This is a genomic window from Paenibacillus catalpae (assembly GCF_900112695.1).
Taxonomy (GTDB): domain Bacteria; phylum Bacillota; class Bacilli; order Paenibacillales; family Paenibacillaceae; genus Pristimantibacillus; species Pristimantibacillus catalpae.
Genome location: NZ_FOMT01000001.1, coordinates 850018 through 873584 on the forward strand (window position 1 = coordinate 850018; position 23567 = coordinate 873584).

The window sequence follows — 23567 nt, forward strand, 5'->3', positions numbered from 1 at the left end:
CGGTTAAGGAGATGGAGAAGATGAGTCAAGTAATCCATGTACCACAAACAATGAACATTCCGCTATTTGTAGGCCAAGGGAAAATCGAATATGGTGAGAAATCTGTACCCGCACCGGGCGAAGGTCAGCTGCTCCTTCAGGTGAAGGCAAATGCTCTCTGCGGTTCTGACCGCAGCCAGTATTATGATGGCAGCACGACAGTTCCCGGCCATGAGGCTGCCGGTATTGTCGTCGGCGCTGGCGAAGGGGCAACAACCGCAATCGGAACGCATGGCGTTGTCTTCCTGATGGATTTCTGCGGGGAATGCCGCAGCTGCAAGCTGGGCTTCACGAACCAGTGCCTTCAGAAGAGAGCGGATTACGGCTTTACCCACGACGGTGGATACGCTCCTTATATCGTCATTAACGAGAATGTCTTCTTCCCGGTAGATCCATCTATTCCGCTGACCGAGGCAACCATGCTGCTCGACATTATGGGGACTGGCGGTCACGCGATTAAACGCGCCAAGCTGGTTCATCCGGATATTCAATCCGTGCTGGTAGCCGGTGCGGGTCCGATTGGACTTGGAGTCCTTGCGATGGCGAAGCTGCTGCTTGGTGAAGAGACTCCGGTATTTATTATGGATTTTGTTGATTATCGTCTGGAGCTAGCGGAGAAGATGGGAGCGATTCCGGTCCAGCTCTCGAACCGTTCGGTCACAGAGGTGATTCGGGAAGCTGGTCTTGAAGGTGTCGACATTGCCATCGATACAAGCGGCAAAACATCCGGACGACGAACATCCCTTGATGCGCTTAACCAGCGCGGGGTTCTGATCTGCGTGGGCCATGGCCAAGAGCTGAACCTTGGCATCTCCAATGATATCATTGCGCCTGAGCGTGCCGTGCTTGGCAGCGAATATTTCCAATACAATGAGCTGGCAGAGAATCATGACCTTATTCTTAAGCATCTTCCTTATCTGCAGCAGATTATTACGCACAGGTACGGCATGGACCAGATTCAGGAAGCCTACGAGCTGTTCTTTGAGGGCAATACCGGAAAGGTGTTAATTGAACAATGAGCGAAAGCAAAAAGCTGAAAGTCGCATTAATTGGCGCCGGTGGATCCGTAAGTGTTCACGGCAGGTCGGAAGGATTTCAATCAGCAGGCAGCTGGGGGATGCAGCATGCCCGGATTTGGGAAGCAAGGCCCGATGTGGACTTTTGCGCCATTGTTGGTCGTAATGCCGCACGGACAGAAGAGAAAGCAGAGTTATACGGAACAAGAGCGTATACCCGGATTGCGGATATGCTGGAGCGGGAGACCCCCGATCTGGTCAGCATGTGTCTTCCGAATCAGGGGCATTTCGAAGCTACACTTGAGGTTATACGGGCGGGCTTTCCCTTGCTGGTAGAGAAGCCGCTTGTCTTTGATCGGAAGGAAGCCGATATTCTTCTGAATGAAGCAGCCAAGAGAAACGTATTCTTCGCAATCAATTTCAATCACCGGTTCGCAAAGCCTGTTGAGCTTGCTCATGCGGCAATTCAGGGAGGAAAGCTCGGAGAGCTTTCCTTCGCCACCTGGAGATTCGGGGGAGAAGGCAGCAGTGACCATCCGCATGCCAATCTGATTGAAACGCAATGCCATGGCTTCGATATGCTGGAGCATTTATGCGGACCGATCGAATCGGTGATGGCAGAAATGACGGATAAGACAGGGGGCGGCTACCGTACTCTCTCACTTGCGCTGCGCTTCGCGAATGGGGCGGTTGGCAGTCTGGTAGGCAGTTATGATTCGTCCTATGCTTATCCGGACACTCACCGCGTAGAGATTAACGGCTCCTTGGGCAGGTCTGTTATTCAGGATACGGTGAAAAAATATACCTTCCATTCTGCGGGCAACGAAGTCGGAGAAAGCTGGGAAGCCGGATATTTCAACGATGTGGACCGTGAATTCCACCGCACATTTGATAAGCATGCGGATGCATTGCTTCGTGCGCTTCGTGATGGCGAGGCTCCTCCGGTACATGCGTCGGCCGGTTATCGGGCGCTCTTAATTGCTGACGCTGCAATTGAGTCTTATCAGCAGGGGCGCAGGGTACGTGTAAATGACAAGATCTAAATAGGCGATGAGGTGTATGGACGTTGATAAAGCTTTTTGTCTCAGATATTGACGGCACCTTAATGGACAGGAGCAAGCAGATTCGCAAGGAAGATATCGATGCCATCCGCTTGGCTCACCGGCAAGGTGTTCACATCTGTCTGGCATCGGGCCGCATGTATGAAGAAATCAAGGTTGTCATGGAGCTGCTCGCTGTTCCTTGCTATGCGATTTGCCAGAACGGCGCAGGCATTGTTGACCCGAGGGGAACGGTTATTCAGGAAAGCAAGTTTTCATCTGAATTGGCATTAGACGTACAGCAGAAGACGGCACCGGCCGATCTGGTTACTGTTATTTGCGGCAGTGAAGGCAATTATGTTGCGGAGCAAACCTTGGAAACAGAGCGGGTAGGTCAGCGGTTCTTGACTCCATTAATCGAGAACCATGATGTGATAGCGGATATGGCAAGCGGCATGCCGATCACGAAGTTTTCAATCTATGGGGAGGTACCGCTTCTTGAACGGATGCTCGATGAGCTGGATCAACAATTCGGAAGCCGGATAACAGCTTCCTTTTCCGATCCTGACGGCATTGATGTCATGCCTGGCGGAGTGGATAAGGGAGCGGCTGTGGAAGCGTTGATGCAATTATTAGAAGTCCGCAGGGATGAAACGGCATGTATTGGCGATTCCTTCAACGACCTGGCTATGTTCCGTATTTGCTCCCAAAGCTTTGCGATGACTCATTCGCACGGTGCAGTCCTTGCAAAGGCAACGCATCAGGCAGAAACCGTAGGTCAAGCTATACATGATTTGCTAACGGTTTGAATCCAATTCCAAGCAAAAGGGGTGTCAGAGTTTTGTCTATCAAAGCAACCCAGCTGAATAAGAAGCCAACCATTTATAAGTATCAGGCTGTTAGAAATGTGCCTGTTCAATCTGTTCAAATCCAGGATGCGTTCTGGGGACCCAAATTGAAAGTGCTTCGTGAAGTATCTTCTTATGACCTTCTAAATAAATTCGAGAACGACGGTGCTTTGCGGAATTTTGATTTCGTAGCGGAGGGAGAGAATGGATTCCACTCCGGCGAGCCTTGGTTCGACGGCCTTGTCTATGAAACGATCCGTGGCATTTCCGATATATTGGCCTCTTCTTACGATGAGCATCTCGATCATCGAGTAGATGATATTATTGATCGTATTGTCCGCGCGCAAGCGGCAGGTGATGACGGGTACATCAACACGTATACGATGCTAGACCGCCCAGGTCAGCGCTGGGGGGAGAACGGCGGATTCCTGAGATGGCAGCATGATGTGTACAATGCCGGTTGTCTGGTCGAAGCGGCTGTCCATCATTACAAGGCAACGGGTAAAACAACTCTGCTTAAAGCAGCTGTCCAATTTACGAACCATATGTGCGAGATAATGGGGCCACCGCCAAAACGGAATATCGTCCCGGCCCACTCGCTGCCGGAGGAAGCCGTACTTAAGCTGTATCAATTGGCTCTCGATGAGCCGGTGCTTGGAGCGGCTATGAAAGTTCCGTTTGCGGCACAGGAATATTTGGAGCTTGTCACGTTCTGGATTCATAACCGAGGGAATCATGAAGGCAGATACTCGCATGGCGGGGAGTATGCGCAGGATCATAAGCCGGTGCTGGAACAAGACGAAGCGGTAGGACATGCGGTACGTGCAACGCTATTGTATGCGGGGCTGACAGCACTCTATCTATGTACGGGCGAAGCGCCTTATCTCGAAACGGCGAAGAAACTATGGGACAATATCTCCTACCAGAAATCCCATATTACCGGCGGTGTCGGAGCCGTTCATCATGACGAGAAATTCGGCGCGAACTACGAATTGCCGGACAACGGCTATTTGGAGACTTGCGCAGGCGCAGGCATGGGCTTCTTCAGCTGGAATCTGTTTCTTGCTACAGGAGAGAGCCGCTATATAGATAAGCTGGAGACGATTCTCTACAATATTGTACTCGCCGGCCGCTCGATTGACGGCCACAAATATTTCTACGAGAATCCGCTTGTCAGCAAGGGAGGCCATAACCGCTGGGAATGGCATTCCTGCCCATGCTGCCCGCCGATGATTATTAAGATCCTTCCGGAGTTGGCCTCTTATATATATGCTTATGATCATAAAGGAGCCTTCGTTAATCTGTATATCGGAAGCGAAAGCCAGATGACAATTGGTGAAGTTCACGTTAGCTTCAAGCAGCAAACGAACTATCCGTGGGCGGGAGCGGTTGGCATTACGGTTACGCCAGAGCGGGAGGCGTCCTTCTCGATCCGGCTGCGCATTCCGGAATGGAGCGGGCAGTATGCGATTCGCGTGAATGATCAAGCCGTCAGCTTCGAACTGGAGAATGGGTATGCGGTGTTGAACCGAGTGTGGTCTCCGGGAGACACGATCCAATTGGACCTTGAGATGCCTGTTCACTTGGTAGAGGTTCATCCCAATGTAACGACGCATGCAGACAAAGCGGCAATCCGGCGTGGACCGGTACTTTATTGTCTGGAGTCGGTAGATAATGAGAAGTACGTAAACGGAACCATTCTATATACCCGTGAAGCGCTGCGCGAGAACCACATGGAACGCAAGCTGCCGCTGAATCCGGTGTTCGAAGCGGAATATGATGCCACGTTCTTTGACGGTGCGGTACTTGTCCGGACTACGGATGAGGCGGGTAGTCCGCTAACGGCGATTCCATACCCGTATTGGAATAACCGTTCCCGGGGAACGATGGTTCTCTGGCTGCAGCATGATCATCCTGCTCAGCAGGAAGGCTGGGAGAATAAGCTGTATCGGACAATCGAATAAATGAAAGAATCCTCTCTGTAGAAAACAGCAAAGGATCAAAAGCAAAAAATAGCGTTGCAGGGATAGTCCTCTGCAACGCTATTTTTATAGATCAGTTCTTTTACATACTTGCGCGAGCCAAAACCCTTGTGTGTTATTGACGGAGAGCAGCTTCTTCCTCCTCCGTTAATGGAGTGAGAGGCTCGCGGTAACCGCCGGAGATGATGCCTTGAGCAGCAAAAGAATGACGAATGACTCTAATCCAGCCGATGCTTCCGAGCAGCTCCAACTTAGGTAGAAGTGCCTTTAGCTTTAACCCTGCTTTTGCCTGTTGTCCAGAACCGAGCAGCTGAACGATTTCGTTCATTTCGATAGGAAACAGATTACCGGCTACACTTGTCAGACCGTCATAGCCTTTTGCAAAATAATCAGTGATTGTAGTGTCAATCCCTGACAAGATCTGAAAATCTGCTCCCAGTTCTTCCTTAACACGGATGACGCTGTCCGGGCTTCCGGTCTCTTTAAGGGCAGTAATTTGCGGATACTTCCTTACCAGACTTATTAATGTTGCCAACTCCAGATGAAAACCCGTCCGAAGCGGGTTGTTGTACAGCATAACAGGAAGTGAAGTTGCAGAGCAAACGGCTTCAACATACAAGGCAGCTTCACGCTGGCTTGGGCGGACATAAGGCGGGAAACCGAGCATAATAGCGGAATGCCCAGTCCGCTTAGCCTCCATAGCCAGTCGGATTGCATCACGAGTACGGATCGCTGCAACGCCTGTGTATAAGGGCAGCTGCTCCGGTGCAGCTTGTCTGATCATTTGATAGATCGTAATTCGTTCTTCCACGGATAAGGAATGCTGCTCCCCGGTTGAACCGCTAACGAGCAGGGCAGGTACTTGATGATCCATGTAATAGCGAACCATGCGGTGAATGCCTTGTTCATCGATGGTATCATCCTGCTCGAAAGGTGTAATCATTGCGACGCTGTAAGGCGAGAAACGGAACGGAGCCATACTTGTTGCAGCCTCCTCTATTAAGTAAACACTGTGGCTCTTTTTCGCTATAGTAGCATATTGGGCGATCGATAGAAAAGCCTTTCGCTAATGTGTATTTTAAATGTTGCTGTTGTTATTGGTTTATTCAAAAATTATAATTCTATTAAATGAAGATGCCTATCTGGAGGGATCCTATTGAGAAATCAAGCAGTGTTCTTCGATTTGTTTGAGACTTTAATCACCGAGTTTAAGAATGGCATCCGAAAGGCCCCGCGTTCCAACCACTTTGTAGCGCAACTGGGGATCGACTCCACATTATTCGAGAGAGAGTGGAGGAGCAGACAAGAGCATAGAATGAACGGAACCTTTCCGGACTTTCCCTCGGTATTAAAAGATATCTTGAATACGCTTGGACATGAAGTGTCCGAAGAGACTATCGATAACATACATGATGAGAGGATTGCATCAAAGACGATTCCTTTTAACGGGATAGATCCTTCAATTCTGGATATGCTTGGGCAGCTCCGTTCTGCGGGGATGAAGATTGGTCTCGTTAGTAACTGTACGCCAGAAGAAGTGAAGGCATGGGAGATCAGCGCCTTAGCTCCATATTTTGATGACGTGATCTTTTCATATGCCGTCAACACAGCAAAGCCTGAGCCTCTAATCTATCAGCTGGCTTGTAAAAGACTTGGTGTGTCCCCGTCTGAATCCGTATTTGTTGGAGATGGGGGCTCTAATGAATTATCTGGAGCATCTAGCTTCGGTATGACGGCTTACCATGCCGCATGGTTTCTTCCTGAGGATAGAGCGAGCAAGATCACGGGATATAAGAAGCTAAGACAGCCTTCCGAGCTAGTGGATTTGATAAGGGACTAGAATGAGAAAGACCATCCCGAAGGATGGTCATTTTTTTTGCCTTAGATTAGTGAAATAGTAAATGCGAAGTTATACGGCCGGTTGGCGAATAACTTGTATTCCGGATGAATTGGTGCCCCCCAGCTGTCATCGCCGCCAACGCCCATTTGTTTGTCGTTCACGCGTACGACCGTTTTAGATGAACGAGGCAGCTTGTACGGATGATCATTCGCTTCGAGCTCTGCCGGCGTCCATGGCAACGCATTGATTTCCATAACCGCGGCGCTATGGAACCGCAAGCCATTTCCGCTCGTACCATTCGTAATTTGTGCATGACGAACATCGGTCTTATTGCCGCATTCTTGAGGACGCAAATAGGGAACGAACTGATCCGCAACCTTACCGCTGTAGCTTCCTAATTTGGCACCGGATTTACGATCCCAATAGGTCTCATGCGGCCCTAAGCCGTACCAGTTGATCGTATCCAAACTTCCGTTAAGCACGAATAACATGCCAAATTCCGGAATCTCAGGCAGCTTGGCGCTGCCAGGCAGCAACTGTTCGTTGACGTCAATCGAGCCGTCTTGATGAACGGTATAGTCGATGTTCAAGGTGGAGACAGGATTGGTTGTAAGATGATGCACGGTTGAAATTCGGCATTGGTCGGGTGCTGCTGTCCAAGAGAAATGAACGAGCTGTTTCGTGCTTCCGGCATCCTTCCAAATTGCGCAGCGCTCAGGCATTTTGTTGCCCAAGTCATTATCTGTCACTGCACGCCAGAAATTAGGTCGCACCGGCTCAAGCAAGTGCTCCGTATTACCCGATTGGCAGGATACAATGTCGCCGGATAAGCGGCTGAATGTAACCGCAAATTGCTGATTACGGATCAATAATGTTTCCGGTTGCTCTTCGGCTTGCAATGGAGCAGTATCCGCTTTGTCATTGTTATGATTAATCTTAGTCACAAGAGGTGAAAGTACAAATTGCTCCCACGCCATTTCATGTTCGGCATCTGCCCATTTGGTCGCTTCTGGCAGAACGAAGGAAATGGTCAACACCGCTTCTTGATCGGTAAACGAAGCGGAATAAGGGATAGTCGCTTTCGTTGTCTCGCCCGGTGCCAGCGCAACTTTAAGGCGACCTTCCTGTACTGTCTGCCCTTCTGCTTGTACATTCCATTTCAGATCGTATTCCGCAAGATCGGTGAACAAGTGTTTATTGCTTATGCTAACCGTCTGATCCGCAAGATTAATCAATGAAATGTCGATATTCTCATAACATTTCTTCACTTCATCCAGCTTCGGAGTGACCGTCCGGTCAGCAAATAACAATCCGTTTCCGCTGAAATTGCCGTCATGAGGCGTTTCTCCGAAATCTCCGCCATAAGCGAGATATTCAACCCCGTCTGCTGTTGTGGTGCGAATCGCCTGATCGACCCAATCCCAAATGAATCCGCCTTGCAAAATATCGTATTTGTCGAACAGCTCCATGTACTTATGAAGACCGCCGTTCGAATTGCCCATGGCATGGGAGTACTCGCACAAGATATAAGGCTTCTTGGGATTGCCAAGCGCATAATGCTCAACCTCGTTAGGTTTTACGTACATCGTCGATTCAATATCCGATGCAGCCTCAGACGGCCGGTAATGGTAAACGCCCTCGTAATGTACAAGTCTTGTCGGATCTACTTCTTTCAAGTAATCATGCATCGCAATGAAGTTATCTCCGCCAAAGGATTCATTACCGAGCGACCAGATGACGATTGAAGGATGGTTCTTGTCTCGCTGGAACATCGAGTTGCATCGGTCAAGCACATTCTCACGCCATTCCGGATGGCTGCCCGGAACCGTATGAGCGGGCAGATCCTGCTGGGCATAACGCCATGAACCATGGGTCTCAAGGTTTGTCTCATCAATGACATAGAGTCCGTATTCATCACAAAGCTCATACCAGACCGATTGATTCGGATAATGGGAGGTACGGACGGCATTAATGTTATAGCGCTTCATCAGCTTGATATCCCGGATCATATCATCTTTGGTTAATGCCCGGCCCGTATCGCAGGAAAACTCGTGGCGGTTAGTGCCTTTGAAGAGAATTCGCTTGCCGTTGATTTGCATCAAGCCGTCCTTCAATTCAAATGTCCGGAAGCCAACCTTGCTGCTATGCGTTTCAATCAGGCCGTCTTCATTCGTCAGCGAGAGAACAAGGGTATACAAATGAGGAGCTTCAGCACTCCATTTGAGCGGGTTATCTACATGCCCGGACAGCAGAAGCTGATGCTCTCCGTCTCTGACGAAAGAATCGTTTGCCACCACCGGTTCTTGCCATACCGCTTGCCGCTTGGCATCGTACAGCTGTGCTTCAACACGGATACTGTCAGCAGCATCGTTATAGTAATTTTCGAGCGTAAGCTGGATATTCAGTTCTGCATGCCGGTACTGTTCATCCAGATTGGTGCGCACAAAGAAGTCCGAAATGTTAACCTTAGGTTTTGTATACAAATATACATCACGGAAAATACCGCTAAGGCGCCAGAAGTCCTGATCCTCCAGCCAGCTTGCGTCACACCAGCGGTAAACCTCAACCGCAAGCTTATTCTCGCCTTCGATCAGATAAGGGGTAATGTCAAATTCGGCTGGTGTGAAGGTGTCCTCGCTATAACCAACAAGCTCGTCGTTCAGCCATACATAAAAGGCAGATTCGACACCCTGGAAGCTTAGATAAACAGGTTGACCATTCCAGGACTCCGGGACATTGAAGGTGCGGATATAAGAACCAACCGGATTGTATTTAGTAGGGGCAAAAGGCGGCAATAAATCCGGCTCCGATTCAGCCCATGGATAACGAATATTCGTATATTGCGGATAATCAAAGCCATGGAACTGCCAATGAGAAGGGACAGGCATATCCGCCCAGCTGCCGGCATCAAAATCCTTTTGATAGAAATTGTGAATGCGTTTCTCCGGGACTTCCGCAAAGGCGAATTTCCAGATTCCGTTCAAGGAAAGATAGCGCGCAGAAGCAGATTTGTCACCAGCCAGTGCTTCTTCCAGAGAGCTGTAAGACATCATGGAAGCGTGTGCAGGAATACGGTTGAGCTGGAAGATCTCCGGGTTATTATTCCATTCCGGATAGCCGTTTGCAGGTGGTTGATAGTTAAGTTTGGATCTCAAAATTTTCAACTCCTAAAATTCAATGATAGTATATTCATATTATAAAGAGGAACGTATACTTATAAAATATAAGGATATTACATTCGTCTCTAAAAATATGAAACGAGGGCTTCTTATGATGGAAGGTAATTATATCTTTTGCTCACAGGATGAAACTTCCGGTCTTCCCCTATATGCAACGACGGTTGGTTACTGGGAGCATCAGATTGAAACAGAACGCCCCCAAGGCTTTCCCGACTATCAATTGCATCAAGTTCTAGATGGCTTTGGTGAGGTTATTGTAAATGGCAAGTCCTATAAAGTAGAACCGGGAGATGTCTTCTTTCTTTATCCGGATACCCCGCACTCTTACCGGCCTCTTAATCAGCAGTGGAAGGTATCCTGGGTTTCGTTTAACGGTCGCGAAGCCCAGCAGATGCTGCTGTTTGTCGGAATTGGCGAATCCGGCACGGGCAGGTTAAAAGCGAACAAGCTGATCAAGCCGTTGGAGCAGATGCTAACGCTTGACATGGACAATGAGCAGGAAGCCAATCTCGAACGATCGAAGCTGCTATATGGTCTTCTTATCGATCTGAAATATATATTGCTGTCGCCATCTTCTTCGGACCAAGAGTTTGACCGCATTAAGCCTGTACTGCAATATATTGAGAGCAATTTGCAAAGAGCTTTATCGCTGGCTGAGTTAGCTGAAGTGGCATCCGTTACGCCGCAATACCTGTGCAGGATCTTTCAACAAACGCTGAATATCAGGCCGATGGAGTATATCAATCAGCAGCGTATTAAAAGAAGCAAGCAGCTTATGTTTCAATATCCGAATATGCGGATGTACGAGCTTGCGGGAAGAGTAGGATTTGAGAGCTCCAGCTATTACGGCGCGGTTTTCCGAAGATTGACTGGGATGAACCCCGAAGCGTTCAAAAAGCTGCATGGTTTAGTTCAGTAATCTCATTGACGGAAGGGTTGAAACTACGTATTGTTGATTTTGTAAGGGGTTACAAAGCCATTGCAAATGAGAGCGTTCCGCTGGAATCGGCATGAGAAAATTCCTGCATCACGAGAGTGATCCAGGAACTTCACGGGGGATGATATGATCATTGAGCTCAAGAGCGATCAGCATTTGGAGAGCAAAAACTTCTTATTCCATATTGAACCCTACCAACTGAACAAAGGAACGATGATTGCGCTGCATCGGCATGAATTCGTAGAACTTGTCATTATTAATCAGGGTGCAGGTATTCACGAATATGACGGGAACGCCTATTCGATCGCCGCAGGTGATGTGTTCATCATAGAGCCGGGGATGGATCATGCTTATTCCATCGATCACCGTGAAGGGATGGAGGTCGTGAATGTATTATTCGTTCCATCCCTGCTCGAACGGGAGCTGGCCGTGCTGTCAGGCGTAACTTCTTTTATCGAATTCTATTATATGGAGCCGTTTCTTCGTTCCGACGTATCCTTTCAAGCGAAGCTGACCTTGTCTCCCAGGCAATTACTCGACATTCGGGGGGTAATTGATCAACTCATTAAGGAGTATCGGCGTAAAGAAAGCGGATACCAATTTCTGATCAAATCCAAACTGATAGAATTATTTATTATCCTCAGCCGAATGTATGATAGCAATCGGAAGCATTCCCTGACTTCCATTGATGGCGACCAGGAAATGATGGGCCGGATCTGCGAGTTCATTCAACGTCATCCGTCTCGTCCGCTTACGCTGGAACAAATCAGCCAGATGGCAGGGATGAGTCAGAGCAAGTTTACCGTCCTGTTTCGTCAAATTACCGGCATGTCTTTCGTGGAATACCGCAACGCGGAACGCATTCAGCTTGCCAAACAATTATTGCAGGCGACGAGCGACAAGATTGCCCGGATTGCGATGGATACGGGTTATGAAGACTTAAGCCATTTCAATCATATATTTAAAAAGATAACGGGAGAGACGCCAAGCCAATATAGAAGGCGGTTGAGAGAAAGCTCCGAATCAAGCCAGCTTAGGGAATAATCCGCCCGCAAGCACATCACCCTTCGCTAGCCCCAGTCCGTCTGTACATACATGGTTGGCGCCGCTGTACGTCGTGCCGTCCGGCATATAGATGATCGCGAGCGCCCGGCGCGGTTTATCGGTCTGATTGGCATGAGCGTAATGGAAGGTAAGACCGTCATGAAAGCTGCAGCTGCCAGCCTTCATCCGGACAATGGCTGCTGTATTGCGGTCAACATCCTTGGCTCCCTCGTCAGAGAAAATATCTTCAGGATTGACGAGATCAATCGACTTTAAGTTTTTTATCTTTTGCGTTTTGGGAACCAGCATCAAACATCCATTATTCTCGTCCACATCATCAAGCGCGATCCATATGGTTAATGCGCCTCGCTCATTCATCGGCCAGTATGGCAAGTCCTGATGCCAAGGGGTTGGTTTTGAATCCTGGGGCATCTTGAGCAAGGCATGATCGTGGAACAAACGAAGACCATCCGCTCCGCATAACTGCTTGGCAGCGTCGGCAAACCGGCGGGACAATACAAACCGGGCCATGCCTCCATGATCCCTCCACGTATTAACCCGTTGATTCAACACTCTGTAATACAAATCCCCGGAAGCTGCCGTTTGGGTGGATCTCCCGTTTTGTACCCCCATCGTTTCTTCCAGATAACCTCGAAGCTCCTCAACTTCTTCCGAAGACAATATTTGATCGACTTGAACAAATCCATTTTCACGATAATAGCGCACTTGCTCATCTGTTAATTGTACGGTGTTATCCAACATGAATTGTCACCCTTTCTTGTCGTGTGATTTCACCATTAGCATATAAGCTGGACAGCTCTTTTTCTTGGTGAATCGACCGAAAAATAAGGGGGAAATCGCCAATGTTAACGGCAGCTCCGTCTATACGCCACAGGTGTCATACCTGTAATCAGCTTAAACTTTTTATAAAAATAAGATTCGCTTTCAAATCCGCACGCAAGACAAATGGTACTGATCGTATCATCGGTCAGCATGAGCTTTTCCTTCGCCAGCATGATTTTCTTAATGAGAATATATTCACTTACATTCATGCCGGTATATTGTTTGAATACCCGGGAGAAATGGGCGTACGTTACCGCCGCTTTGGCAGAAAGGTCGGAGAGACTCATCTCGCTAACGCCAATGTTAGCCTCGATATCATTCAGGATGGATCGAATCCATGAAGGCTCTGTACTGGAGCTTCGTTGCTGCTCCATCTCCGGCAAGCCCATCCGGTTCAAGGTTACTAAGAAATCATACAACCTGACGACGATAGCCGCACGGTAGTTTGGAAGCTCGTTCATCCATTCCTCGTTCATTACGTCAATTATCCGGGAGAAAATCATATGTTCGTCCTGTGACGGCTCCAGCTTATAGCTTTTGCTTTTCCTGGCCTGCTCGAAGCAGCGCAGCAGGGAATAGGATTCGCCAAACTCCATCGGCTGGATCAGCCGGGGGGCGAAGAAAATTGCGCTGGAGGTAACCGGAGTAAGCTCATCCGGAAAGGCTCGGTGTACCGTATTGCCCGGAATCAGGAACACATCACCGGGGTTCATTTCGTAAAAGCTGTGATTGATGAAAAAGGTGCCTTTGCCGGAGTAAACATAAACAATCTCGTACCAATCATGCAGATGGTCAGGCAGCTCGCTTTGGGGGGATTTCGTATCCTGATAGACCAGGCTGAACGGAAATTTGTCAGAGTCCTCGAATCGTTTGTGTAACGCTTGCACGGCTGCTTCCCCCTTCCTCGTATTGATAATCTAGATAATAGCAAATTAGAGCATAAAATAACAGGAATAGAGCGTTTTCATGTGTGATTATGCTGATGTAATATAGAGTTACAAACCTTTTTGGGGCAGGAGTGAAATCACATTGAAATATAGAAAGCTTGGCAAGACCGGCCTGGAAGTGTCGGCACTCAGCTTTGGCGCATCTTCTCTTGGCTCCGTATTCCGCGAAACGGATGATAATGAAAGCATTCGAACGGTCCATACCGCCTTGGATGCAGGCATTAATTTCATTGACGTATCGCCTTATTACGGGCTGAAGAAAGCAGAGACTGTGCTAGGCAAGGCGCTCCAGACCGTACCGCGTGACCGTTTCTACCTGTCGACGAAGGCGGGGAGATACGGGGCGGATGTGTTTGACTTCAGAAGCAGTACGATTATCGCCAGCGTAGAAGAGAGTCTGCAGCGTTTGCATACGGATTACCTGGATATTCTGTTCCTTCATGATATTGAATTTGTAGAGTCTGCCATTATATACGAGGAAGCGATCCCTGCTCTTCAGCGTTTGAAAGCAGACGGAAAAATCCGCAATACCGGCATCTGCGGTCTTCCGCTGAGCGTGTTCGAAGAGTTCCTGCCTACCGCCGAGATTGATGCGATCATTTCGTATTGTCATTATTCCTTGAATGATACGACGCTCGAGAGAATTCTGCCATTAATAGAAGAGAAGCAGATCGGGCTTGTTAATGCATCTCCGTTATCCATGGGGTTGCTCGGAACACGCGGCACGCCGCAGTGGCATCCAGCCAGTCAGGAAGTAAAGGACATTTGCAAGCAGGCAGCCGAGTATTGCTCGGCGCAAGGCGAGGATATTGCCCGGCTGGCGGTCCAGTTCTCTACGATGAACGAACGGATTCCGACAACATTGGTCAGCACGGCTAATCCTTCCAATATTGTGAAAAACGCTCTCTGGGTGGATGAACCTATTAATGTGCAGCTGCTGAAGGAAGTAAGAGAAATTCTTAAGCCTATTTTGGATCAGACTTGGGAAAGCGGTATTCCTTTTTATAATGAGCGATAAAGGAGCAAACACGATGAAGGGGATTGTATGCGAGCAGGTCGAGCAGTTTAAGCTTCTGGAGCTCGAGGAGCCGGTTTTTACAGAGGGCGAAGCCATTGTGCGAATAAAGCGGGTCGGGATTTGCGGGACAGATCTGCATGCTTATAAAGGAAATCAGCCATTTTTCAGCTATCCCCGTATTCTCGGGCATGAGCTGTCGGGCATTATTGAACAGATCGGAGACAATGCTGAAGGCTTTCAAGCGGGTGATCAGATCAGCGTCATTCCTTATCTGCATTGTGGAGAATGTGTCGCTTGCCGTAACGGCAAGACAAACTGCTGTACATCCATTAAAGTATTAGGCGTACATGCCGATGGCGGCATGCGGGAGAAGATCTCCGTGCCGGTTACGCATTTGCTCAATACGAACGGGTTAACCCTGGAGCAGGCTGCTGTAATTGAACCATTCAGCATCGGGGCTCATGCGGTCCGTCACTCGGGACTTGGAAAAGGAGACACGGCACTTGTGATTGGGGCAGGTCCAATCGGACTTGGCATTATGGCTCTTGCCAAGCATGCCGGTGCGAATGTCATTGCGATGGACGTCAATAACGAGCGCTTGGCATTTTGCAAACAATGGGCAAAGGTAGATCATGCCGTTAATGCGCTGGACAATCCGACCGCACAGCTGGAAGCTCTGACAAACGGCGATTATCCCATTATCGTGTTTGATGCAACCGGCAATACGAATTCGATGTCTGCAGCCGTACAGTACGTGGCACATGGCGGTACGCTCGTATATGTCGGTTTGGTCAAAGGACATATTTCCTTCGATGATTCCGAGTTCCATAAACGCGAACTCACGATCATGGGCAGCCGCAATGCAACTAAGGAAGATTGTCAGCATGTGCTTGACGTCTTGCGTGCCGGCGGTATTGATGTAAATAGTTATGTTACTCATCAGGTGCCGTTTAATGAGATGATCGAACATTTTGATTCCTGGCTGGATCCGGCAAACAAAGTGATTAAAGCGATGATTGAGTTTCCATAGGGAAAGGAGAAATTGTATGAGAATAGATTCCCATCAGCATTTCTGGATATATAACGAACAGGATTATGATTGGATGTCCGGAAAGCATAAGGCGATTCAGACCGATTTTCTACCGCAGCACTTATTGCCCTTATTGCAGGAGAGCGGATTCGACGGCTCGATTGCCGTTCAAGCCAGACAGACGCTTCAGGAAACAGAATGGCTGCTGTCACTCGCCGAGCAGAATCCTGAAATTAAAGGAATTGTTGGCTGGGTAGACCTGTGCTCACCGGAGATCGGGCAGCAATTGGAGAAATACAGCACTCATCCTCTGCTCAAAGGTGTCCGTCACGTGGTGCATGATGAACCGGATGACCGCTTTGTGTTAAGAGAAGATTTTATGAACGGCATTTCGGCCCTTGAGAAATACGGTCTAACCTATGACTTGCTCCTGTTTCCGAAGCATCTGCCGTATGCAGCGGAGCTGGTGGAGAAGTTTCCAAACCAGCCGTTTGTCCTTGATCACATTGCCAAGCCGGATATCGCGGGCAAAGGATTCAGCCACTGGGCACAGGATCTGGCAAAACTCGCAGCTTATCCCAATGTCTATTGCAAGCTTTCCGGCATGGTGACGGAAGCGGAGTGGGGCAATTGGAAGGAAGAAGATTTTGCGGTGTACCTGGATGCCGTTATCCAATGCTTCGGAATAGACAGAGTGATGATTGGCTCTGATTGGCCGGTTTGCACGCTTAGCGGTACTTACGAGCAGACAATGAATATCGTGAAGCATTACTTGAACGCTTTCACCGATAAGGAAAGGTCGCTTGCATTAGGGGAGAATTGCGAAAGATTTTACCGTATTGGTTCGTAGAATGATAGACTGCAATTTATCGAAAGGGAGCGGATTGGCTATGAAATTACAATACAATCATGCGTCTAGAAAGTGGACGGACGCACTGCCAACCGGAAACGGGCGCCTTGGAGCGATGATGTTTGGCGGCCAGGAAACGGAACGCATTCAGCTGAACGAAGATACACTCTGGTCCGGAGGGCCGCGCAATACGGATAATGACAACGCTGTCAAGGTCCTTCCTGAAGTGAGGCGGCTGGTTGAGCAAGGCAAATATTTTGAAGCCGATCAATTATGCAAAAAGATGATGGGGCCATATACACAGTCTTACATGCCAATGGCAGACTTATATGTCAAGTTTCTTCATGGGAATATTGTAAAAGATTATCGCAGGACCCTTCATCTGGAAGACGGCACCTCAACCGTGGAATATCGGATCGGAAGCGTGACTTATACAAGAAGCTTGTTTGTATCTTATCCGGATCAGGTTGTCGTGCTTCGACTGGAAGCGAGCAGCCCGGGGAAGCTGGATGTTCTGGCAAGTCTGGAAAGTCCGCTTCGCTATGAAACCTCCTGCGATAAGGAGTGCCTGATCCTTAGTGGAGTTGCTCCCGAACAGGTTGACCCCAGCTACTATGATACGGAAGAACCTCTGGTATATGGCGAACCGGGGAGCTCTAATGCGATGCGGTTTGAAGGACGTCTGGCAGCCAAGCTGGAAGGCGGACAAGCCAAGTACAGTCAAGATGGCTTGCAGGTTACAGGAGCAACTGCTGTTACGCTTATTTTCAGCGCGGCTACAAGCTTTAACGGCTACGATCGTTCACCGGGGAGTGAGGGCAAGAACGAGTCGGCAGAAGCTTCAGCTTATCTGGAAAACGCGATGAAGCTCTCTTATTCTGAGTTGCTGCAAAGACATGTTGCTGACCATCAACAGTTGTTTGATCGGGTTCAGCTCAGCCTGGGGGAATCAATCGCTCCAACCGATTATCCGACCGACGCGCGTATCCGCGATTACGGTGCAAGTGATCCGGGGCTAGTGGAGCTGCTCTTCCATTACGGCCGATATTTGATGATCGGCAGCTCTCGGAAAGGTACCCAGCCAGCGAATTTGCAAGGCATATGGAACGAGGAGACCCGGCCGCCGTGGAGCAGCAACTGGACATTAAATATTAATGCAGAAATGAATTATTGGCCGGCCGAAACTTGTAATCTGGCAGAGTGTCATACGCCGCTATTGGATTTTATCGAAAGACTGTCCAAAAACGGTCAAAAGACGGCTGCAACCCATTACGGAGCGAGAGGCTGGACGGCTCATCATAATAGCGATATTTGGTGTCTGAGCTCTCCGGTTGGAGGATATGGGCATGGAGAGGCGATTTGGACGATATGGCCAATGGGCGGGGTATGGCTCTGTCAGCATCTATGGGAGCATTATGCTTTTGGGAAAGACCAGACATTCTTGCGGGAACAAGCCTATCCCATCATGAAAAATGCCGCCTTATTCTGTCTGGATTGGCTGCATGAAGATAAGGAAGGACGATTGATTACCTCTCCATCAACTTCGCCGGAGCATAAATTCCGCACGTCAGAAGGCTTGGCTGGCGTCAGCATGGCATCTACGATGGACATGTCTTTGATCTGGGACTTGTTTACGAACCTCATCGAAGCTTCCAGCATTCTAGGTGTCGATGAGTCGTTCCGGGAGCAGCTCTCGGATACGCGTAGCCGCTTGTTCCCTCTGCAAATCGCCAGCAACGGAAGACTTCAGGAATGGTCGAAGGATTTCGAGGACGAAGACCAGTTCCACCGTCATGTCTCTCATTTGTTCGGCGTATATCCGGGACGTCAATTGACGTGGAAGGAGACTCCGGAGTTGATGGCTGCAGCAGAGCGGTCGCTCGATATTCGCGGAGACGGCGGGACCGGCTGGAGTCTAGGATGGAAGATTGGTCTGTGGGCGCGCTTTGGCAACGGTAACCGCGCATTTGGGTTATTGTCTAATTTGCTGACATTGGTAGATGGCGAGAAGGAGAACTATCACCATGGCGGAGGTGTTTATACGAATCTCTTTGATGCGCATCCTCCATTCCAGATCGATGGCAATTTCGCTGCAACATCGGGAATTGCCGAGCTGCTCCTGCAATCCCATCAAGGCTTTATTCATCTCCTGCCGGCACTTCCAGAAGCCTGGCCTCAAGGCTATGTGAAGGGACTGCGGGCAAGAGGACATTTCGAAGTGTCGCTTCAATGGGAAGAAGGAGCAGTCCAGAACGTTGATATTATTTCTAACTCGGGAGGAACCTGCCGGGTGATGTCATCCGTTCCGCTGGAAGTGGAAGCGGATGGCGTTAAGCTTACGGTTAATCCGGATGAGAACGGGATCCTGTCCTTCGAGACAGTTCCAGGCGGCAAGTATAAACTAAGCAGAACGTAAATAGCGGGAAGGATCTTCAAATACAGGAGCGGATGAAGAGGAATTTGCTGTTTGTACAGCGAATATACTACGCGACCTTGGTCCGAGGAAGCTATTTGAAGAAAGGGAGAATACCCGACATGTTGGATCAGACAGCAATCAGCCAGATTAAAGCAACGCTTAGAAAAGGGATCGATAATAACGAAGTCTCAGGCGCTAACTTCATGGTGATCAAAGACGGCAAAGAAATTTTCTACCATGAAGACGGTATGGCAGACCGGGAAGCGGGACGACCCATTACCAGAGATTCCGTCTTCCGGTTATATTCCATGACGAAGCCGGTTACGGCAACGGCTGTTATGATTCTGGTGGAACGCGGAGAGATTGATTTGTTCGATCCGGTTAGCCGTTACCTGCCGGGCTTCAAGAATCAGAAGGCAGAGGTTGACGGTGAATTGGTTCCGGTAGAGCGGGAAGTGAATATTCATGACTTGCTTGACATGACATGCGGACTTGTTTACGGGGGAACGAATGCAGCCGGACAAGCAACGGAAGCGCTGTTCCGGGAAGTAGATGAACGTCTGCTGGGAGAAACGCCGCTTGGCACTGTGGAAATTATGAACCGTCTGGGCGGAGCACCGCTTGCTTTTCAACCGGGGGCCTCCTGGACCTACGGAACCTCAGCGGATGTGCTGGGAGCTGTAGTAGAAGTCGTCAGCGGAATGCGCTACGGCGAGTTTCTGCAACAAGAATTGTTTGGTCCGCTGGGCATGAAGGATACCGCATTCTGGCTGCCCGAGGACAAGAGAGGGCGTCTCGTTAAGACCTATGCCGACAATGGCGAAGGCGGATTGACGCTGTATACGGGCAATCATTTGGGTATCATACATCAGATGGACCGCGATCCGGCATTCGAATCAGGCGGGGCCGGACTTGTCTCCACCATTGATGATGCGGCCAAATTTACGACCATGCTGATGAATAACGGGACTCTAAACGGCGTTCAGATTTTGAGACCGGCAACGGTTCGCTATTTGACGACAACAACCTTAAATGCGGAGCAGCAGAAGGGTTTTGACACCTGGCACCAGCTGACCGGCCACAGCTACGGCAACCTGATGCGCATTATGACGGATACCAGAACCGCGGGCATTCTCGCAAGCCCGGGAGAATACGGCTGGGACGGCTGGCTTGGCGCCTACTTCGGCAATTGCCCGCAGGATGGAATTACGATTCTGTTCATGATTCAGAAGAAGGATGCCGGCACCACGCCGCTCACCCGGAAGCTTCGTAATATTGTCATGAGCTCGTTGTTGAAATAAGCAGAAAGCTGCTGCGCTATGTGCGCAGCAGCTTTTTTTTGTTATTGGTCCGGATAGTTCCGAGTCATATAGTCCACGTAGGACTGTGCGAAGATTAAATCCTGCAGCGCTTCCTTCGCTGTGCAAGGGGCGGAGCGGTCGCCTCGGACAGCAGCGAGGAAATTGCGGGCTTGATTGCGCATAGCGGATACGTTTGGCAGAATCGGCTCGTAGGTGAGAGCTTCGCCAACAGTGGCATTGTCTTTCTTTATCGTCACTTTTCCCGCACGTTGGCGTGCTAGCGGGGCGGGAAGATCGATTCGGACATAGCCATGGCGAAAACCGACAAGAATTTGCTCTTCCCACTCATGGGAAGTATGGTAAGGGGCCATCTCTAGCGTAACAGTAATGCCGCTATCGCTTTCTCCATTAAGGACAATCCCGCGGCGGTCGCCGAAGGTAAGCCGGTAATTCTCGCCAAGAAGGTGACGGAACATATTCACTTGATGGATGTAGTAGTTAACGAAGCTGTCCAGCATCTGCGTCATCTTGTCCGTGTAGCTGTCCGGGCCGGGCTCCAATTGGAGTGAAGGATAGGGTTCTTCACTGCTTAGCGGCTGGTCCGCACCCCCAACCCAATCGCCAGGCGGCATCGTTATCCGTATATATTGCAGATCACCATAGCTGCCGCTTTCCTTCCATTCTTCAATAACCCTTTTGGCATACTCCACAGCCGGATCGGAACGCTTATGGTAACCAATGACATGTAAACTGCCGTGTTTTTCGCCTATCTGCACCATATGGCTTCCTTCCCGTACCGTCAGGCAGAGCGGCTTTTCCGTCAAGACAGGAATACCTGCCAGCAAAATATCCGGAATCACATGGGGATGGTTGCGGAAAGGCTGAGGCGCTACGATTGCATCAACAGCGGAATGTTCTAACAGTTCAAGGTGGCTGCTGAATACTTCCGGTACGCCATAGCGGCTGGCGACAAGCTGTGCCATCTGCTTCCGGGGCTCTGCAATAGCGACGACCTCGCATTCGTCCTTCAAAACAGCATAATTAGACAGATGTGCCATTTGCCCCATGCCTCCGACGCCAACAAACCCGATTCTCAGTTTTTTGCTCATCGCAATGTCTCCTTTACCGGTCCTGTATTCTCAAATAGATAAAGTCCGTCTTTGCCAGGTGCCACAATGTCCGGATAGCCGTTGCCGGTAAGGTCCTGAACCCAGAAATAGATACCGGTACCCGAAGCTTCTCCGGCACTGCCATAATCAATTATAAATTTGGTGAATTGGCCGCCATCAATGCGATAGTAGTAGAGCCCAATAGGATCATGAGCGCCGGGGTCGCCATCGTTATGGGCGCGATAACGTTTGCCGGTGACAAGCTCCAGCTTGCCGTCGAGGTCGAGATCGACCAGCCAGAGGTCATGGAATTGCGATCCGGTATCGTCAATCGTGTGGCGGTACCAACTGCGGTTGCCATCTGCCTCTTTGCGCTGCTCATACCAGTGAAGGCCGTAATCATGAGCCTGGCCAACGATCAAATCCATGAGACCATCGCCATTCACATCATGGCCAATAACGGGAACACTCGCAGAGCCTAACGACCATTCGGGATGGAATGTCCAAGGCGTGTGAAAGGGATCCTCAGGCTGCTCAAGCCAGCCTTCATTCAGCACAATATCGATGCGCCCGTCCCCGTTAATATCTACGAAGCCCATACCGTGCCCGCTTGCTGCTTCTCCAATAACCACCTTTTGAAACATGCCGGTGCCTTTGCCGTCGGAGTCTCGGAGCAGCTTATAGAAGGCTTGAGGTTCATTTGGAGTATTGGGGAAAATCTCCGGCACACCACATCCGTCAATATCGCAGAAACGGATCGTCTCAATATTGCCGCAGCGGTCAATATCATTCGTTTCCCACTCGTCTGTGTTATTGCCGGGATTGCGGCGCCATCTCAGCGTTTCGGTAAACCAGGAGCCGGTGATCAGGTCAGGCCATCCGTCACCGTCCACATCCATGGGATAATCGGAGAAGTCATCATGATACTCCCCGATAGCTTCCACCTCGCAAATACGGTGCCTGCGGGTGAAATCCGGTCCTTCATACCAGTACGCTCCGCTTACGATATCCGTAATTCCGTCGTTATTTACATCAAACACGGCACATGCTTCGTACTTGTCTTCCGAAAGAAGGCGTTTCCTGAATTCCAGCATAGAACGATTCCTCCGTATCATAGCTATTGTTTATTGCAAAAAGTCCCGAAAAGCATTTATAGTTCAAGTAGCGCTTACATACTAGAAAATACCGAATTTTAAGCCTGTTCTCAATATGGAATGTTGCGAAATGGGTTATTCATTCTTGTGAATAGAGGGGGATAGAGATGGGAGATTACTCGCGTTTTCTTAATCCGGCTTATTTGATAGCAAGCGGAGAGTTTCATTGCAGAGAAACCAATCCTTTTCAGCATCCGCTTCACCGGCATGAGACGTACAGCGAGCTTCTCTTTGTTGAGGAGGGCAGGGGGACGTTTATTATTGATGATACTCCCTATGAGGTCGGACCCGGGACTGTACTGCTGTATCACAGGGGAGTATGGCATGAGGAGTTGTCCACGCATTACCCGTTTCGCGCTACTTTTTTTGCGTTCAAAGGACTGCAGGTGAAGGGTTATCCAAACGATTACTTCCTGGAAACGGATTATTCACCTGTTGTTGAGCTTGGCGAAAGGGCTGAAGATTTCGTTAAGCTGCTGCGAAGCAGCCACGCGGAGTTTCATTCGGATCGTCCTGAAGCTCGTGCTGCGGCTAATTATTGGTTTGGGTTGCTGCTTGTTCTATTAGCGCGCGAGGTGACGGGTTATGTTGCAGAACGGAGCTCGGTTAAACCCTCGGAAGCTGCTGTCTTGAAGGCAAGAAGCTATATGGAAGAAAACTTTCGGCAGTCAATATCCCTTGAACAGCTTGCAAAGATCACATTTGTAAGCAAATACTATTTATCTCATTTATTCAGGCAAGAGGTTGGGATGTCCACCATTCAATATCTGATCCGATGCCGGATGGAGGCAGCGAAGCGGTACTTGCAAATAACCGACCGTCCGGTTAAAGAGATTGCAGAACTAGTCGGCTATCAGAGCGAGACGACTTTTCATAACATTTTCAAGAAAATGACAGGACTTACGCCAGGGCAATATCGCGAGTTAGAGTGGGAATAGCTGTTTTTTTGCAAAATGTTTTATGGAGTTAACTAA

General features: G+C 49.3%; 19 protein-coding genes. 13 read left to right on the forward strand and 6 right to left on the reverse strand.

The features are described from left to right. Positions 1-20 precede the first annotated feature (20 nt). Genes BM200_RS03380 through BM200_RS03395 form a run of 4 tightly spaced genes read left to right on the forward strand, consistent with a single transcriptional unit; the run spans position 21 to position 4907 of the window. Positions 21-1058 (forward strand): zinc-dependent alcohol dehydrogenase family protein, encoded by a 1038-nt coding sequence (locus BM200_RS03380; protein ID WP_091181339.1) that lies wholly within the window; start codon positions 21-23, stop codon positions 1056-1058. Next, positions 1055-2098: a Gfo/Idh/MocA family protein gene (locus BM200_RS03385; protein WP_091181341.1), complete on the forward strand. Its 1044-nt coding sequence runs from the start codon at positions 1055-1057 to the stop codon at positions 2096-2098. The genes BM200_RS03380 and BM200_RS03385 overlap by 4 nt, the downstream gene beginning before the upstream one ends. 23 nt (positions 2099-2121) lie before the next feature. Further along, the gene (locus BM200_RS03390; RefSeq protein ID WP_091181343.1) at positions 2122-2904 is read left to right on the forward strand and encodes an HAD family hydrolase; all 783 of its coding nucleotides are present in this window, start codon (positions 2122-2124) and stop codon (positions 2902-2904) included. 32 nt (positions 2905-2936) lie between these two features. Then, entirely contained in the window at positions 2937-4907 is a 1971-nt protein-coding gene (locus BM200_RS03395; protein ID WP_175532718.1) for a glycoside hydrolase family 127 protein, read from the forward strand. A gap of 133 nt (positions 4908-5040) precedes the next feature. Here the strand turns inward: BM200_RS03395 and BM200_RS03400 are convergent, their stop codons facing one another. Beyond that, positions 5041-5904 (reverse strand): dihydrodipicolinate synthase family protein, encoded by an 864-nt coding sequence (locus BM200_RS03400; RefSeq protein WP_091181348.1) that lies wholly within the window; start codon positions 5902-5904, stop codon positions 5041-5043. Between the two features lie 177 nt (positions 5905-6081). Here BM200_RS03400 and BM200_RS03405 point away from each other — a divergent pair, with 177 nt between their 5' ends. Next, a complete protein-coding gene (locus BM200_RS03405; RefSeq protein WP_175532719.1) occupies positions 6082-6765 on the forward strand; it encodes an HAD family hydrolase in 684 nt (227 codons plus the stop codon). Positions 6766-6806: 41 nt separating this feature from the next. On the opposite strand, the gene lacZ is transcribed toward BM200_RS03405, so the two are convergent. Next, entirely contained in the window at positions 6807-9920 is a 3114-nt protein-coding gene (gene lacZ / locus BM200_RS03410) for a beta-galactosidase, LacZ type (protein WP_091181353.1), read from the reverse strand. Between the two features lie 115 nt (positions 9921-10035). On the opposite strand from lacZ, the gene BM200_RS03415 reads away from it, so the two are divergent. Both BM200_RS03415 and BM200_RS03420 read left to right on the forward strand, forming a co-directional pair. After that, on the forward strand, positions 10036-10863 hold the full coding sequence (locus BM200_RS03415) for an AraC family transcriptional regulator (protein ID WP_245772879.1): 828 nt from the start codon (positions 10036-10038) through the stop codon (positions 10861-10863). A gap of 144 nt (positions 10864-11007) precedes the next feature. Then, positions 11008-11925: an AraC family transcriptional regulator gene (locus BM200_RS03420; RefSeq protein ID WP_091181355.1), complete on the forward strand. Its 918-nt coding sequence runs from the start codon at positions 11008-11010 to the stop codon at positions 11923-11925. Here BM200_RS03420 and BM200_RS03425 read toward each other — a convergent pair. After that, entirely contained in the window at positions 11905-12687 is a 783-nt protein-coding gene (locus tag BM200_RS03425; protein ID WP_091181358.1) for a phytanoyl-CoA dioxygenase family protein, read from the reverse strand. The genes BM200_RS03420 and BM200_RS03425 overlap by 21 nt on opposite strands. A 104-nt stretch (positions 12688-12791) precedes the next feature. Beyond that, the gene (locus BM200_RS03430; protein WP_091181361.1) at positions 12792-13655 is read right to left on the reverse strand and encodes a helix-turn-helix domain-containing protein; all 864 of its coding nucleotides are present in this window, start codon (positions 13653-13655) and stop codon (positions 12792-12794) included. Positions 13656-13797: 142 nt separating this feature from the next. Here BM200_RS03430 and BM200_RS03435 point away from each other — a divergent pair, with 142 nt between their 5' ends. The 5 genes from BM200_RS03435 (at position 13798) to BM200_RS03455 (ending at position 20330) form a co-directional block, all read left to right on the forward strand. Then, entirely contained in the window at positions 13798-14733 is a 936-nt protein-coding gene (locus BM200_RS03435; protein WP_091181363.1) for an aldo/keto reductase, read from the forward strand. 13 nt (positions 14734-14746) lie between these two features. Beyond that, entirely contained in the window at positions 14747-15763 is a 1017-nt protein-coding gene (locus BM200_RS03440; protein WP_091181366.1) for a zinc-binding alcohol dehydrogenase family protein, read from the forward strand. Between the two features lie 16 nt (positions 15764-15779). Continuing rightward, a complete protein-coding gene (locus BM200_RS03445) occupies positions 15780-16613 on the forward strand; it encodes an amidohydrolase family protein (RefSeq protein ID WP_091181368.1) in 834 nt (277 codons plus the stop codon). Positions 16614-16653: 40 nt separating this feature from the next. Continuing rightward, positions 16654-19029 (forward strand): glycoside hydrolase family 95 protein, encoded by a 2376-nt coding sequence (locus BM200_RS03450; RefSeq protein ID WP_091181370.1) that lies wholly within the window; start codon positions 16654-16656, stop codon positions 19027-19029. A 119-nt stretch (positions 19030-19148) separates the two neighbouring features. After that, complete coding sequence (locus BM200_RS03455) at positions 19149-20330, forward strand: serine hydrolase domain-containing protein (protein WP_091181371.1); 1182 nt, start codon at positions 19149-19151, stop codon at positions 20328-20330. A gap of 41 nt (positions 20331-20371) precedes the next feature. On the opposite strand, the gene BM200_RS03460 is transcribed toward BM200_RS03455, so the two are convergent. Continuing rightward, positions 20372-21439, reverse strand: coding sequence for a Gfo/Idh/MocA family protein (locus BM200_RS03460; protein ID WP_091181373.1), 1068 nt, complete (start codon positions 21437-21439; stop codon positions 20372-20374). Continuing rightward, on the reverse strand, positions 21436-22533 hold the full coding sequence (locus tag BM200_RS03465) for an FG-GAP repeat domain-containing protein (RefSeq protein ID WP_091181374.1): 1098 nt from the start codon (positions 22531-22533) through the stop codon (positions 21436-21438). Before BM200_RS03465 ends, BM200_RS03460 begins: the two co-directional genes overlap by 4 nt. Before the next feature lie 167 nt (positions 22534-22700). Between BM200_RS03465 and BM200_RS03470 the strand changes: the two genes are divergently transcribed. Beyond that, positions 22701-23531 carry a helix-turn-helix transcriptional regulator gene (locus tag BM200_RS03470; protein WP_091181375.1) on the forward strand — a complete coding sequence of 277 codons (831 nt, stop codon included), beginning with the start codon at positions 22701-22703 and terminating at the stop codon, positions 23529-23531. The last annotated feature ends 36 nt before the right edge of the window (positions 23532-23567 follow it).